This window comes from Pseudomonas sp. Root569, from assembly GCF_001427465.1.
GTDB classification, from domain to species: domain Bacteria; phylum Pseudomonadota; class Gammaproteobacteria; order Pseudomonadales; family Pseudomonadaceae; genus Aquipseudomonas; species Aquipseudomonas synxantha.
Window position 1 is genome coordinate 56,088 of the sequence record NZ_LMGQ01000005.1, and the last position, 12,554, is coordinate 68,641.

Here is a 12,554-nt window from a genome sequence, read left to right on the forward strand (position 1 = left end):
ATTAGTTAGCTGATACACCGCTATCGGGAGCAAGCCCCCTCCCACATTTGAATATGTATTTGACTCAGGATTTGCGGGCCAGTGGCTGCGCGGCAAATTTTACCCCAGCCAAACCATGGGCAATCAAAGCCCGAATATTGCCATGGTCACTGCCGTCCGGCGTGGCCATCACCGAGCGGTAATGCTCGCCAAACGCCAGCAAGGCTTCCTGGTCGCTCAAGCCTTCCAGCAGTGCCAGGCCCAAGGTCTTGCACGAGCCTTCGTTCTGCCCAGCAGCGTTTTCCACATCGCCATTGGTGAACGCCTGTGGCTGGTAGTCGTAGCCTTGCGCGACAAAGGCCAGGGTATCGGCAAAGACGTGTTCGCCGCTGTCGAGGCTGGCACGCAGGGTATTCAAATCAGTCATGGGGTTTTCCTTTGGCAAACGCTGCTTGCTGGTCGGCGTTGGCTTCTTGCTGGTATTGGGCTTTCCACTCGGCATACGGCATGCCGTACACCACTTCACGGGCTTCATCGAGGCTGACCTCGATCTGGCGCTCGTCGGCCTCTGCCTTGTACCACTTGGACAGGCAGTTGCGACAGAAGCCGGCAAGGTTCATCAGGTCTATGTTCTGCACATCCTTGCGGCTGTCCAGGTGGGCCACCAGCCGGCGGAAGGCGGCGGCTTCGAGTTCGAGGCGTTGTTGGTCGTTCATAGGGCTCACTGCAGATTCAGGGGGTTAGCGGCTGGCCGCCAGGGTAATCGAAACCGATTCGGCAAAACGCAGCGCATGGGGCTTGTCCACTTCGACCTCGGCGTACAGCACCGACTCGTTGCTCATCACCAGGTCCAGCAATTCCTGGGTCAGGCGCTCCAGCAGGGCGAAACGGTTGCCTTCGACATGGGCGATGATCGCCTTGGTGATGGTGCGGTAGTTCAGGGCGTGGTCGATATCGTTGTCGCGCACGGCTTCCTGGGCGGCATACAGGATGGTCAGGTTGATCAGCACATCCTGCTTATTGAGGATTTCGTCCTCGTTGATGCCGATAAAGGTGCGCAGCCGCAGGTCCTTGACCCGGATACGCGCCATGCCTGGTTGAAGTTGTGGCATTGCTACTTGCTCCGTCCAATCAGTTGCAGGAACTCCATGCGGGTGGTGTTCGAATCGCGGAAGGCGCCGAGCATCACCGAGGTGTTCATGGTTGAATTCTGTTTTTCCACGCCGCGCATCATCATGCACATGTGTTTGGCTTCGATCACCACAGCCACGCCGGCGGCCTGGGTCACGTCCTGGATGGCGTCGGCGATCTGGCGCGTGAGGTTTTCCTGGATCTGCAGGCGCCGGGCGAACATGTCCACGATGCGCGCCAGTTTCGACAGGCCCAGTACCTTGCCGGTCGGAATATAGGCCACATGGGCCTTGCCGATAAAGGGCAGCAGGTGATGCTCGCACAGCGAGTACAGCTCGATGTCCTTGAGGATCACCATTTCGTCATTATCGGAGGCGAACAGCGCGCCGTTGACGATTTCGTCCAGGTTCTGCTCGTAGCCATGACACAGGTACTGCATGGCCTTGGCGGCACGCTTGGGCGTGTCGAGCAGGCCCTCGCGCTGCGGGTCCTCGCCCAAGCCCTTGAGGATTTCGCGATAGTGGTGGGGCAGGGATAAAGTCATGCAACATCCTCACAAACGGCTTACTTGATATGCCGCCCGCCGTTGACGGTCAGGGTGGTACCGGTGACATAGGGGTTGTCCAGCAGGTAGCGCACGCTCTGGTAGATCACCTCGGGCCCGGGCTCGATGCCCAAGGCCGACTTGTTCAGGACCTTGGCGCGATAGGCCGCGTCATCGCCCTCATTGAACATCACCATCGCCGCAGCGATGCCATTGACCTTGATCAACGGCGCGAACTGCGCGGCAAACGACAACGTGAGGCTGTCGAGCCCGGCCTTGGTGGCGCAGTAGGCAATGTGCTGGCGACTGCCCTTGCGCACCACATCATCGCTGATATGCACGATGTCGGCAGGTGTCGAGCGTTGCAGCAAGGGTGAACAATGCAGGTTGATCAGGTATGGCGCAAGCATGTGCACGCTGAACATGTCGATAAAGGCGCGGCTTTCGTCGCCTGGAGTTTCCGCGACCCAGGCCGACGCGTTGTGGATGATCGCGCGCAGGCTTTGGGTATGGGTGTGCAGTTCGGCAATAAAGGCGAGCGTCCCGGCTTCGCTGGAGAAGTCGGCGAACACACCGATGGCACCTCGATCACGCAGGGCCTGCACGCCGGGGCGTTCGTTGCGGTAGCTGAAAATCACCGATTGGCCCTCGTCCAGCAGGCGCTCGGCGCAATGCAGGCCGACCCGTTGGCCGGCACCGGTGATCAGGATCGGGGCGTTGGTTGCAGTCATGGGAGGCTCAAGTCGCGGGCAGGCTGAAACTATACCAGCGCCCCGGCCCCCTGTACTCAAGCGGCGGCTTCGGTGACTTTGCGTGAAGGCGAGGGCTGTAGCCAGTTCGCCAGCAGATGGGTCGACAGCGGGATAAAGAGGTAAACCATCAACGGTGTCAGCGCAGCCGTGCTGACCAGTACCCGGCTGAACAAGTCCAACTCGTTGAGCAGCGGCCCCAGGCCGAAGTTGAACAGCAATGACACCGGGAAAAACGCCAGCCAGATCGCCACTGCCTGTTTCCAGCGTGGAGGGCGAGCACCCACGGCGCCGAACCAGCCATCAATACCGCTTACACGGTGCTCGGATGGGTCGGCAAACAGTTCGCTGCCGCGGCTCAGCCACGCGTTGCGCGAGGCGGAAAACTCCCAGGCGTGCAGGGTTTTTTCGTCGGCGAAGCGAAAGATAATCTGGAATTCATCGTCGTGGGGTGGAGGGGCTAGCACGCCAGAGCCCAGGTAACCCGGGAAGTCAGTGGCCAATTGCTCGCCTTCGCGCAGCCAGGCCATCAGTTCTTCGTAGCGACCTTTGGCCACGCGTCGCGCAACCATCAAGGTGACGGGTGAAGTAGACATTGTGTATCTCCAAGTGATCGGGTGCGCTGGGCCGGATAAGCGGCGCACGAACGAAGCTGCGGGGTGATGCAGCGACGTAAAAAACAGGCAAGGATTATTCCGGTTTTGCCGAAATACGCCAGAAACTTCGGATGGTTTGCCGTAGATCTTGAATCATTGGCTTTAATGGGCGTTAAATAAGATCCAAGCCCAAACGGATTTTTTGACTGCTGATGTCCGAAATCATTGCTCCTGTTCGAGAAACGACACCCGACCGACACGCTGACGCCGAGGTGCTGTTTCCGATTCGTGAAGTGGCAAGGGTTACCGGTGTTAACCCGGTGACACTGCGTGCCTGGGAGCGTCGCTATGGCTTGATCCAGCCCGTGCGCACCGAAAGTGGGCACCGGCTGTATTCAAGCACCGATATCGATACGGTTCATCGCATTCTCGACTGGATCGAGCGTGGCGTAGCGGTGAGCAAGGTGGGCAAGATCCTGGCGCGCGACCCACTGCCTGGCGAGCCCGCCACGGCGTCACGCAGCGATACCGAACTGGAGTGGCGCCAGTGGCAGGCACAGCTGAGGTTGGCAATCAGCGCCTTTGATGATCATGAGCTGGGCCACCTGTATGGCCAGATCTTCAGCGTCTACTCAACGACAGTGGTGTTTCAAGACATTCTGATGCCGCTATGGCAGCAACTGTTGCGTCATCAGGGGCGCTTTGGCCAGGCCAGCGAGTGGCTGTTCTTCGACAACTTCCTGCGCTCGCACGCCTCGCGTTGCCTGCAGATGGCCTGTGCCTCGCCGGTACCCAGGGTGCTGTTGGCGGCCATCGCGGGAGAGTGCCGTGAGCTGGAAATGCTGGTTGCAGGCCTGTTGATGTCAAGCGACAAGCTCGCAGTCAAGGTTCTGGGAGTGGGCCAGCCACTCGATGAATTGACGCTGATTTGTGAGAGAACCCGGCCGCAAGCCTTGGTGATGTTTTCCAATCACGCACCCGGCGCAGAACTACCATCGCGGCTCAATCGCCTTGCATTGACGCTCGATTGCCCGCTGCTGCTGGCTGGGGATGTCTCTGACCTGGCCGAACAGAGCCTCGCGGGCTCGTCGATTGGTTGCCTGGGCAATGACGGCCGTGTGATGACACGTCGCTTGCAGCAGTTTCTCAGCGGTCGCTTGGATACCTGATTTCAGGCATGCACCTGGGGATGGACCAGGCGGTGCTGGTGCAGGATGAACTGGCGCAGGCGCTCGATTTCACCGGCATCACTCTGATTCAGGCGATAGGCAAACAGGCCTCGGGCGGTTTCCCGCTCCAACGTACCGCGCAGCGCGATACGTTCGTAGCCGGAAGGGCTGAACCACAGGGAAAAGGTCTTGGGTGGGTTGGTCCGGCCACGCACTTCTACCAGCACACCCTTGAATGACACTTCGTGCACCCACAATGCGCTGGCGTAGCCCTTGACGTTCTCCAGCGCCACGGGCGCTTCCAGGGCCAGCCGCCAGGGGCGGATCATCGGGCCGTCTTCGAAAATGCTCGGCACACCCAGGCGCAAATGCACGGCATGAAATTCATCTTCCACCAAATGCAGGGGGAAGGTCAGTTGCTGGTTGTCGAACTGCGCCTGGATGGTGACCTGGTCGTGAGCGGCAAGCCGGGTGAGCAAATCGCGAATCTGCGCTCCGCCATTGACCGTCAGGCTCGACCACGCATCCCGCAGGTTGAGCTGCGGGTTGTGCTGCATGTCCTGGATAAAATCCAGCTCGTCCTGCGTCAATAGCTTGTGGCGCTGCATTGATCTGGCTCAAGGCTAAGGCATTAAAGAGCCATTATCGCTCTAAAGGCTGCATCTTTTACAGTTTGTTAATTCCGCTCGTCGCCTTGAGAGCCGCGAGCTCGGCTTTGAGTTCGGCCAATTGGGCTTCCAGCTGGGCAACGCGTTGCTGCGCCTTGACTTGAAGGGTGACGTCTTTTTGCACGCCGACGAAGTACGTCTGCTTATCGGCCTCGTTGTACACCGTCGAAAGCGATAACTCATTCCAGAAGTGGCTGCCGTCTTTGCGGTAGTTGCGCAGGATCTCCCGGCACATGCCACCGCTGTCGAGGGCTTCACGGATGGCCATCAGCGCCGGCTGGTCACGGTCGCCTGACTGGAGGAAGCGGCAGTCCTGATACAGGATCTCGTCCAGGGTGTAGCCGGTCATCCGCTCGAAGGCCGGGTTGACGTAGATCAGCGGTTTGTCCCTGCCTTCGCGTTCGGCAACGACGATGCCGTCATTGGAAGCATTGACGACCATTTGCAGCAGCTTGGCGTTAATCATTGAGCGGTCCATGGCTTGTTTTGACCCTGCAAGTTTATGGCAAGTCTTGAATGTTGCACGGTGCGCACTGAAATATTGGCACGGGCTGCTAATATCCCAGGCTTTCACTCAACTACAGGATCAGATTGATGAAAGTCGCCATCCTTTCCGGCTCGGTCTATGGCACGGCTGAAGAAGTCGCTCGCCATGCCAAAGAAATCCTCAAAGACGCCGGTTTTGAAGCCTGGCATAACCCTCGCGCTACCTTGGCCGACGTGCAGGCGTTTGGCCCTGAGGCCTTCCTGGCGGTGACCTCGACCACCGGCATGGGCGAGTTGCCCGACAATCTGCAACCCCTGTATTCGACCATTCGCGATCAACTGCCCGCGGCCTGGCGCGGCCTGCCCGGTGCGGTCATTGGCTTGGGCGATGCCAGCTATGGCGATACCTTCTGTGGTGGTGGGGAGCAGATGCGCGAATTGTTCGGTGAGTTGGGGGTACGTGAGGTGCTGCCGATGCTGCGCCTGGACGCCAGCGAAAGCGTCACCCCGGAAACCGATGCCGAGCCGTGGCTGGCCGAGCTGGTCACTGCACTGCGCAGTTGATCGCAGTAAACGTCGTCAGTGAAGACCTGCCTTCATTGACGGCGTTTGCCTGACACAAATTTGTACTATTCTGTTGGCTGACTCGCTCAGTCATCAAGCTGGCTGCGAAGGCAACTCCTTCGGCCTCGGCGTCTGACTAGACTGGCTCTCACTTTCGACACAATAAGAAGTGCGCCAAGGAGGTCATTGCCGTGAGCCTAGCCCCCGCTTTATCGCCACAGAATGTCAAAGCCCAGGTCAGTGCTGCCGAATGGCAGACCCGCGTCGATCTGGCGGCCTGTTATCGCCTGGTGGCGATGCATGGCTGGGACGACCTGATCTTCACACACATTTCTGCCAAGGTGCCAGGTACCGAGGACTTCCTGATCAACCCCTATGGGCTGATGTTCCACGAGATCACCGCCTCAAGCCTGGTCAAGGTCGATCAGGCCGGCAACAAGCAGATGGAAAGCCCCTACGAGATCAACCCCGCGGGCTACACCATCCACAGCGCCATCCACGAAGTGCGCCATGACGTGACGTGCGTGCTGCATACCCACACCGCTGCGGGCGTGGCGGTCTCAGCGCAAAAGCAGGGGGTGTTGCCTATCAGCCAGCAATCGCTGTTCGTGCTGTCGAGCCTTGGCTATCACGCCTATGAAGGCGTGGCGCTCAATCACGAAGAAAAGGCTCGCCTGCAGGCGGACCTGGGCGACCACAATTTCCTGATGCTGCACAACCACGGCCTGCTGACCTGCGCCGGCACCATCGCCGATACCTTCCTGATGATGTTCACCTTCCAGCGCGCCTGCGAGATCCAGGTGCTGGCGCAAAACGGCGCACCTGAGCTGATTGCCATCGGGCCGCAGATTCTCGCTGGTGCCAAGGCGATGGTGGCAGCTGTCACAAAAAGCGCCCAAGGTATGGGTGGTGCGCTGGCCTGGCCGGCGTTGCTGCGCAAACTGGACCACCAGGACCCCGGATATAAAAGCTGATGCCACTCGCCGAGATACCACTCAGAGCCTGGCGCAAACGCGGCCAGGACTTCATCTTTGGTGGCCATACCCTGCGTTATTGGGTGGCCGGGCAGGGCGAGCCGTTGCTGCTGATTCATGGCTTCCCCACTGCCAGTTGGGATTGGCACTATCTGTGGCAGCCGTTGGCTCAGCGCCATCTAGTGATTGCCTGCGACATGCTCGGCTTTGGCGACTCGGCCAAGCCTCTGAATCACGACTATTGCCTGCTGGAACAAGCCGACTTGCAACAGGCGCTGCTTGATCACCTGCTTGTGGAGCAACCGGTGCATGTCTTGGCCCATGACTATGGCGACAGCATCGCCCAGGAATTACTCGCCCGGCATTACGAGGGGCGTTTCCAGATGGCCAGCTGTGTGTTCCTCAACGGCGGGCTGTTCCCGGAGACCCATCGGCCGACGTTGGTGCAAAAATTATTGCTCAGCCCCCTGGGCTGGATGATCGGCCGGGCCTCTGGGCGCAGTGCGCTGGCCAGCAGTTTCAACCAGATCTTCGGCCCGTGCACACGCCCCAGTGAAAGCGCCCTGGATGATTTCTGGAGCCTGATCAACTGCAATGATGGCCCACGCATCCTGCACAAGCTGATTACCTACATTCCCCAGCGCCACCGCCTGCGCGAGCGCTGGGTAGCCGCCATGCAGCAGGGCGATGTAGCGTTGCGAGTGATCAATGGCGAGGTTGATCCTATTTCCGGCGCCCATATGGTCGAACGCTATCACCAACTGGTGCCCCACGCCGACACGGTAATGCTGGCCAATATTGGCCACTACCCGCAGATCGAGGCGCCGGTGCAAGTGCTCAAACACTACCAGGCGTTCCGTGATCGTCTCGGCCAGCCGACGCCGCGTGCGGTCTATTCCTGAAAAGGCATCATCCTGCTGCCTTATCGAGCACCATTCAGCCTCGGCCGTCTTTATTGTGACCAAAGGCGCTGTGCGTGACACTCTGGCTATTCCCATTGTCGCCAGCGGAGTTCGGTATGAGTGAGTCAGTGCAGTTCCAGGATAAGGTCGTGATCGTCACCGGTGCCGGCGGTGGCCTGGGCCGGGCCCATGCGCTGCTGTTTGCCAAACACGGGGCCAAAGTGCTGGTTAATGACCTGGGAGGCTCAACCCAGGGCGAGGGCGCCAACGCCTCGGCGGCCGACCGGGTGGTGGCAGAGATTCGCGCAGCGGGGGGCATTGCTGAAGCCAACCATGATTCCGTCACCGACGGCGACAAGATCGTACAAAATGCCCTGGATGCATTCGGCCGTATCGACGTGGTAGTCAACAATGCCGGGATCCTGCGCGACAAGACCTTCCATAAAATGGACGACAGCGACTGGGACCTGGTCTACCGGGTGCATGTCGAAGGCGCCTACAAAGTCACCCGCGCCGCCTGGCCCCATCTGCGCGAGCAGGGTTATGGCCGGGTGATCTTCACCGCCTCCACCTCGGGCATCTACGGCAATTTCGGCCAGTCCAACTACGGCATGGCCAAGTTGGGCCTGTATGGTCTGACCCGTACCTTGGCGCTGGAAGGGCGCAAGAACAATATCCTGGTCAATGCCATTGCCCCCACGGGTGGTACGCGCATGACCGAAGGGCTGATCCCGCCGCAGGTGTTCGAGCGGCTCAAGCCTGAGCTGGTCAGCCCGTTGGTGGTGTACCTGGGCAGTGAAGCCTGCGAGGAAACCGCGGGGTTGTTTGAAGTGGGTGGCGGTTGGATCGGCAAGACCCGCTGGGAGCGCAGCCTGGGGGTGGGCTTTGATCCGGAGGCGGGCTTCTCGCCGCAGGATGTGGCCGCGCACTGGCAGCAGATCTGTAATTTTGAAGGGGCCGCGCACCCCAAGGATAATATTGAAGCCTTGAAGGAGATGATGGCTAACTTGCAGAAGTTCAGCCTCTGATCGTTGCTGGAAAAACACTGAATCCAACGGGGCGTCGATGACGCCCCGTTTTATTGCGGGCATAAAAAAGGCCGCTGCATAGCAGCGGCCGAAGTAAGACGTTGGATCAAGGAGCGACAAATCAACGTCAGTGAACACCGGGAACAGACTGAATAAAGGATCAATCTGTTGTAAATAGGCTTTTTCTCCCAACCTTGGAAGCGGGCTGTTTGCCCTGAAAGCCAGGCAAGAATAATCGGTTGTAACAAAATGAGTAATAGCAGTTCAGGACAAGGACTGTTACATAAATGACAATAATTGATCTCGCCATGGATTCTCCTGATAGCCCCTTATCCGTCTAATGCATGGGCCCTGTGCAAGCCCCGTCCTGCTGGGCCATTCATCCTTTCGAGTGACAACACGAATACCTCCTTGGTGCGCTTATCGCTCCTCAAGGGCGGCAGTAGGGTGGGGCCTTCTGTCACTCACCGGGGAAGACGCATGACAAAAACAATAATGCGCGCCATCTTCACGCCACAGGCGCTGGCCACTGCGGTTGCGTTGGGTTGCTGTGCCCAGGCACAGGCTGTTTCGTTCAATATTGGTGAGATCGAAGGGCAATTCGACTCTTCGCTCTCGGTGGGCGCGAGCTGGGGCATGCGCGATGCCGATAAAAGCCTGGTCAGCACCGTCAACGGCGGCACCGGCCAGGCGTCGACCGGGGATGACGGGCGCCTCAACTTCAAGAAGGGCGAGACCTTTTCCAAGATCTTCAAGGGCCTGCACGACCTCGAGCTGAAATACGGCGACACCGGCGTGTTCGTGCGCGGCAAATACTGGTACGACTTCGAACTCAAGGACGAAGATCGCGAGTTCAAGCAGATCAGCGATCACAACCGCAAAGAAGGCGCCAAATCCAGCGGCGCGCAAATCCTCGATGCCTTCGTCTACCACAACTACTCCCTGGGCGACCTGCCCGGCACCGTGCGCGCCGGCAAGCAGGTGGTCAGTTGGGGCGAAAGCACCTTCATCGGTAACTCCATCAACAGCATCAACCCCATTGACGTCTCGGCGTTTCGCCGCCCAGGGGCCGAGATCAAGGAAGGGTTGATCCCGGTGAACATGCTGTTTGCGTCACAAAGCCTGACCAACCAACTGACCGTGGAGGGTTTCTACCAACTGGAATGGGACCAGACCGTGCTGGACAACTGCGGCACCTTCTTCGGAGGGGACGTGGCGGCGGACGGCTGCACCGGTAACTACACGGTGGGCAACCCGGCGATTGCCCCTCTGCAACCCATAGCAGCGGCACGTGGCCAAGGCTTTGTGGTGACCCGCGAAGGGGTGGTGGTGCAGCGCGCTGGCGACCGTGATGCACGAGACTCCGGCCAGTTTGGCGCGGCCTTGCGCTGGCTGGGTGATGACACTGAATACGGCCTGTACTTCATGAATTACCACAGCCGTACCCCGACCGTGGGCACGATTACCGCCAATACCAACCTTGCGACCATCGGCGCCATTGGTGCCGCTGCTCCGCCGGGCTTCGGGTCGGCCCTGGCCCAGAGCACCATGCTTGGCCGTGGCCAGTACTACCTGGATTATCCGGAAGATATCCGCCTGTTCGGCGCCAGTTTTTCCACCACCCTGCCTACTGGCACGGCGTGGACCGGCGAGATCAGCTATCGGCCGAATGCACCGGTACAACTCAACACCACCGACCTGACCCTGGCGCTGGTCAACCCGATTGCCGGCAATACCGCGTCGCCGATCCGCAGCGCGTTTGGTGCGGACAACAAAGGCTACCGCCGCAAGGAAATCACCCAGATCCAAAGCACCATGACCCAGTTCTTCGACCAGGTGCTGGGCGCCGAACGCCTGACGCTGGTTGGCGAAGCGGCGGTGGTGCACGTCGCGGGCCTGGAAGATAAAAGCAAGCTGCGTTATGGCCGCGACTCGGTGTACGGCGCCTACGGTTTCGAGGGCGACACTGACGGTTTCGTCACCTCCACCTCCTGGGGCTACCGCGCGCGGGCGATCCTGGACTACAACAACGCGATTGCCGGGGTGAACCTCAAGCCCAACCTGTCCTGGTCCCATGACGTGGCTGGCTACGGCCCCAACGGCCTGTTCAACAAAGGCGCCAAGGCCATCAGCGTCGGCGTGGATGCGGACTATCGCAGCACCTACACCGCCAGCCTGAGCTACACCGACTTCTTTGGTGGTGACTACAACACCCTGACCGACCGCGATTTCCTCGCCCTCAGCTTCGGCGTGAACTTCTGATCTGGCTTAAAAGAAGGACAAGACCCTATGCGTAAGATGATTGCAGTGATGGCCCTGAGTGTATTGGCCGCTAACGTAATGGCGGCGGTGTCGCCCGAAGAAGCCGCCAAGCTCGGCACCACCCTGACCCCGGTCGGCGCCGAGAAGGCCGGCAACGCCGATGGCTCGATCCCGGCCTGGACCGGCGGCATCCCGAAAAACGCCGGCGCGGTAGACAGCAAGGGCTTTCTCGCCGACCCCTTTGCCAATGAAAAACCGCTGTTCGTGATCACGCCCTCCACCGTGGACAAGTACAAAGACAAACTCTCCGAGGGCCAGGTGGCGATGTTCAAACGCTACCCAGAAACCTACAAAATTCCGGTCTACCCCAGCCATCGCACGGTCAATCTGCCGGCAGACATCTACGAGTCGATCAAGCGCAGCGCCCTGAATGTGCATGCGATCAATGACGGCAACGGCCTGGAAAACTTCACCGGCAATCGTTATTACGCGTTCCCGATCCCTAAGAACGGTGTGGAGGTGCTGTGGAACCACATCACCCGTTATCACGGTGGCAACCTGCGCCGCATCATCACCCAGGCCACGCCGCAGACCAACGGCAGCTATACGCCGATCCGCTTCGAAGAAGAAGTGGCGGTGCCCCAGGCCATCGCGGATATCGACCAGGCCAAGGCGGCCAACGTGCTGAGTTATTTCAAGCAGTCGGTCACCGCCCCGGCGCGGCTGGCAGGCAATGTGCTGCTGGTGCACGAAACCCTCGACCAGGTGAAGGAGCCGCGCCTGGCCTGGATCTACAACGCCGGCCAGCGTCGTGTGCGGCGGGCGCCGCAGGTGTCCTATGACGGTCCGGGCACGGCCTCCGACGGCCTGCGCACCACCGATAACTTCGACATGTTTTCCGGCGCCCCCGACCGTTATGACTGGAAGCTGGTGGGCAAGAAGGAAATGTACATCCCCTACAACAGCTACAAACTCGATTCGCCGAAGCTCAAGTACGACGACATCATCAAGGCCGGGCATATCAATCAGGACCTGACCCGCTATGAGCTGCACCGCGTATGGGAAGTGGTCGGCACCGTCAAGCCCAGCGAGCGGCACATCTACGCCAAGCGCCATATGTACATCGATGAAGACAGCTGGCAGGTCGCCCTGGTGGATCACTACGACGGTCGCGGCCAACTGTGGCGCGTCGCCGAAGGTCACGCGCAGTTCTACTACGACCACCAGGTGCCGGCCTACACCGTGGAAACCCTGTACGACCTCATCGCGGGGCGCTATATCGCGCTGGGCATGAAGAACGAGGAGAAGAGCAGCTTCGTATTCGGCTTCGCGGCCAAGGCGGCGGACTACACCCCGGCCGCACTGAGGTCGGCAGGCGTTCGATAGTACCTTTGTGAAATGCGATCAACGTGTGGGAGGGGGCTTGCCCCCGATGGTGGCCTGACAGCCAACTGGAATGTCGGGTTTGTGCATGGTCACTAATCACCCCGCTGAATACTTCT

15 protein-coding genes are annotated in these 12,554 nt (G+C 59.7%); 7 read left to right on the forward strand and 8 right to left on the reverse strand.

Features of this window, described 5'->3' with window-relative positions; genetic code table 11:
* Positions 1-64 precede the first annotated feature (64 nt).
* Genes ASD70_RS06370 through ASD70_RS06395 form a run of 6 tightly spaced genes read right to left on the reverse strand, consistent with a single transcriptional unit; the run spans position 65 to position 2,999 of the window.
* A complete protein-coding gene (locus ASD70_RS06370; RefSeq protein ID WP_046069489.1) occupies positions 65-406 on the reverse strand; it encodes a HopJ type III effector protein in 342 nt (113 codons plus the stop codon).
* A complete protein-coding gene (locus ASD70_RS06375) occupies positions 399-695 on the reverse strand; it encodes a DUF1244 domain-containing protein (RefSeq protein ID WP_014719882.1) in 297 nt (98 codons plus the stop codon). Before ASD70_RS06375 ends, ASD70_RS06370 begins: the two co-directional genes overlap by 8 nt.
* 24 nt (positions 696-719) lie before the next feature.
* Positions 720-1,091 (reverse strand): dihydroneopterin triphosphate 2'-epimerase, encoded by a 372-nt coding sequence (gene folX, locus ASD70_RS06380; RefSeq protein ID WP_005791287.1) that lies wholly within the window; start codon positions 1,089-1,091, stop codon positions 720-722.
* A 2-nt stretch (positions 1,092-1,093) separates the two neighbouring features.
* Complete coding sequence (gene folE / locus ASD70_RS06385) at positions 1,094-1,654, reverse strand: GTP cyclohydrolase I FolE (protein WP_046069488.1); 561 nt, start codon at positions 1,652-1,654, stop codon at positions 1,094-1,096.
* 20 nt (positions 1,655-1,674) lie between these two features.
* A complete protein-coding gene (folM, locus tag ASD70_RS06390) occupies positions 1,675-2,385 on the reverse strand; it encodes a dihydromonapterin reductase (RefSeq protein ID WP_046069487.1) in 711 nt (236 codons plus the stop codon).
* Positions 2,386-2,441: 56 nt separating this feature from the next.
* Positions 2,442-2,999 carry a hypothetical protein gene (locus ASD70_RS06395; protein ID WP_056845960.1) on the reverse strand — a complete coding sequence of 186 codons (558 nt, stop codon included), beginning with the start codon at positions 2,997-2,999 and terminating at the stop codon, positions 2,442-2,444.
* Positions 3,000-3,211: 212 nt separating this feature from the next.
* Here ASD70_RS06395 and ASD70_RS06400 point away from each other — a divergent pair, with 212 nt between their 5' ends.
* Positions 3,212-4,168 carry a MerR family transcriptional regulator gene (locus ASD70_RS06400; RefSeq protein WP_056845961.1) on the forward strand — a complete coding sequence of 319 codons (957 nt, stop codon included), beginning with the start codon at positions 3,212-3,214 and terminating at the stop codon, positions 4,166-4,168.
* Positions 4,169-4,170: 2 nt separating this feature from the next.
* Here ASD70_RS06400 and ASD70_RS06405 read toward each other — a convergent pair whose 3' ends face one another.
* Together ASD70_RS06405 and ASD70_RS06410 are read right to left on the reverse strand one after the other, a co-directional pair.
* Entirely contained in the window at positions 4,171-4,776 is a 606-nt protein-coding gene (locus ASD70_RS06405; RefSeq protein ID WP_046069484.1) for a hypothetical protein, read from the reverse strand.
* Between the two features lie 58 nt (positions 4,777-4,834).
* Entirely contained in the window at positions 4,835-5,302 is a 468-nt protein-coding gene (locus ASD70_RS06410) for a PAS domain S-box protein (protein ID WP_046069483.1), read from the reverse strand.
* A 128-nt stretch (positions 5,303-5,430) separates the two neighbouring features.
* On the opposite strand from ASD70_RS06410, the gene ASD70_RS06415 reads away from it, so the two are divergent.
* The 6 genes from ASD70_RS06415 (at position 5,431) to ASD70_RS06440 (ending at position 12,438) form a co-directional block, all read left to right on the forward strand.
* Complete coding sequence (locus ASD70_RS06415) at positions 5,431-5,886, forward strand: flavodoxin (RefSeq protein ID WP_046069482.1); 456 nt, start codon at positions 5,431-5,433, stop codon at positions 5,884-5,886.
* Positions 5,887-6,077: 191 nt separating this feature from the next.
* Positions 6,078-6,860 carry a class II aldolase/adducin family protein gene (locus ASD70_RS06420; protein ID WP_056845962.1) on the forward strand — a complete coding sequence of 261 codons (783 nt, stop codon included), beginning with the start codon at positions 6,078-6,080 and terminating at the stop codon, positions 6,858-6,860.
* A complete protein-coding gene (locus tag ASD70_RS06425; protein WP_056845963.1) occupies positions 6,860-7,762 on the forward strand; it encodes an alpha/beta fold hydrolase in 903 nt (300 codons plus the stop codon). The genes ASD70_RS06420 and ASD70_RS06425 overlap by 1 nt, the downstream gene beginning before the upstream one ends.
* Positions 7,763-7,878: 116 nt before the next feature.
* Positions 7,879-8,790: an SDR family oxidoreductase gene (locus ASD70_RS06430; RefSeq protein WP_056845964.1), complete on the forward strand. Its 912-nt coding sequence runs from the start codon at positions 7,879-7,881 to the stop codon at positions 8,788-8,790.
* A 480-nt stretch (positions 8,791-9,270) separates the two neighbouring features.
* Positions 9,271-11,052 carry a DUF1302 domain-containing protein gene (locus ASD70_RS06435; RefSeq protein ID WP_056845965.1) on the forward strand — a complete coding sequence of 594 codons (1,782 nt, stop codon included), beginning with the start codon at positions 9,271-9,273 and terminating at the stop codon, positions 11,050-11,052.
* Positions 11,053-11,079: 27 nt separating this feature from the next.
* The gene (locus ASD70_RS06440; RefSeq protein ID WP_046069477.1) at positions 11,080-12,438 is read left to right on the forward strand and encodes a DUF1329 domain-containing protein; all 1,359 of its coding nucleotides are present in this window, start codon (positions 11,080-11,082) and stop codon (positions 12,436-12,438) included.
* Positions 12,439-12,554: the final 116 nt, after the last annotated feature.

Coding starts and splice junctions, on each gene's coding strand:
- ASD70_RS06405 (WP_046069484.1), bottom strand. CDS start 4,776: ATGCAGCGCCACAAGCTATTGACGCAGGACGAGCTGGATTTTATCCAG.
- ASD70_RS06395 (WP_056845960.1), bottom strand. CDS start 2,999: ATGTCTACTTCACCCGTCACCTTGATGGTTGCGCGACGCGTGGCCAAA.
- ASD70_RS06370 (WP_046069489.1), bottom strand. CDS start 406: ATGACTGATTTGAATACCCTGCGTGCCAGCCTCGACAGCGGCGAACAC.
- ASD70_RS06435 (WP_056845965.1), top strand. CDS start 9,271: ATGACAAAAACAATAATGCGCGCCATCTTCACGCCACAGGCGCTGGCC.
- ASD70_RS06430 (WP_056845964.1), top strand. CDS start 7,879: ATGAGTGAGTCAGTGCAGTTCCAGGATAAGGTCGTGATCGTCACCGGT.
- folE (WP_046069488.1), bottom strand. CDS start 1,654: ATGACTTTATCCCTGCCCCACCACTATCGCGAAATCCTCAAGGGCTTG.
- ASD70_RS06375 (WP_014719882.1), bottom strand. CDS start 695: ATGAACGACCAACAACGCCTCGAACTCGAAGCCGCCGCCTTCCGCCGG.
- folX (WP_005791287.1), bottom strand. CDS start 1,091: ATGCCACAACTTCAACCAGGCATGGCGCGTATCCGGGTCAAGGACCTG.
- ASD70_RS06400 (WP_056845961.1), top strand. CDS start 3,212: ATGTCCGAAATCATTGCTCCTGTTCGAGAAACGACACCCGACCGACAC.
- ASD70_RS06440 (WP_046069477.1), top strand. CDS start 11,080: ATGCGTAAGATGATTGCAGTGATGGCCCTGAGTGTATTGGCCGCTAAC.
- folM (WP_046069487.1), bottom strand. CDS start 2,385: ATGACTGCAACCAACGCCCCGATCCTGATCACCGGTGCCGGCCAACGG.
- ASD70_RS06415 (WP_046069482.1), top strand. CDS start 5,431: ATGAAAGTCGCCATCCTTTCCGGCTCGGTCTATGGCACGGCTGAAGAA.
- ASD70_RS06425 (WP_056845963.1), top strand. CDS start 6,860: ATGCCACTCGCCGAGATACCACTCAGAGCCTGGCGCAAACGCGGCCAG.
- ASD70_RS06410 (WP_046069483.1), bottom strand. CDS start 5,302: ATGATTAACGCCAAGCTGCTGCAAATGGTCGTCAATGCTTCCAATGAC.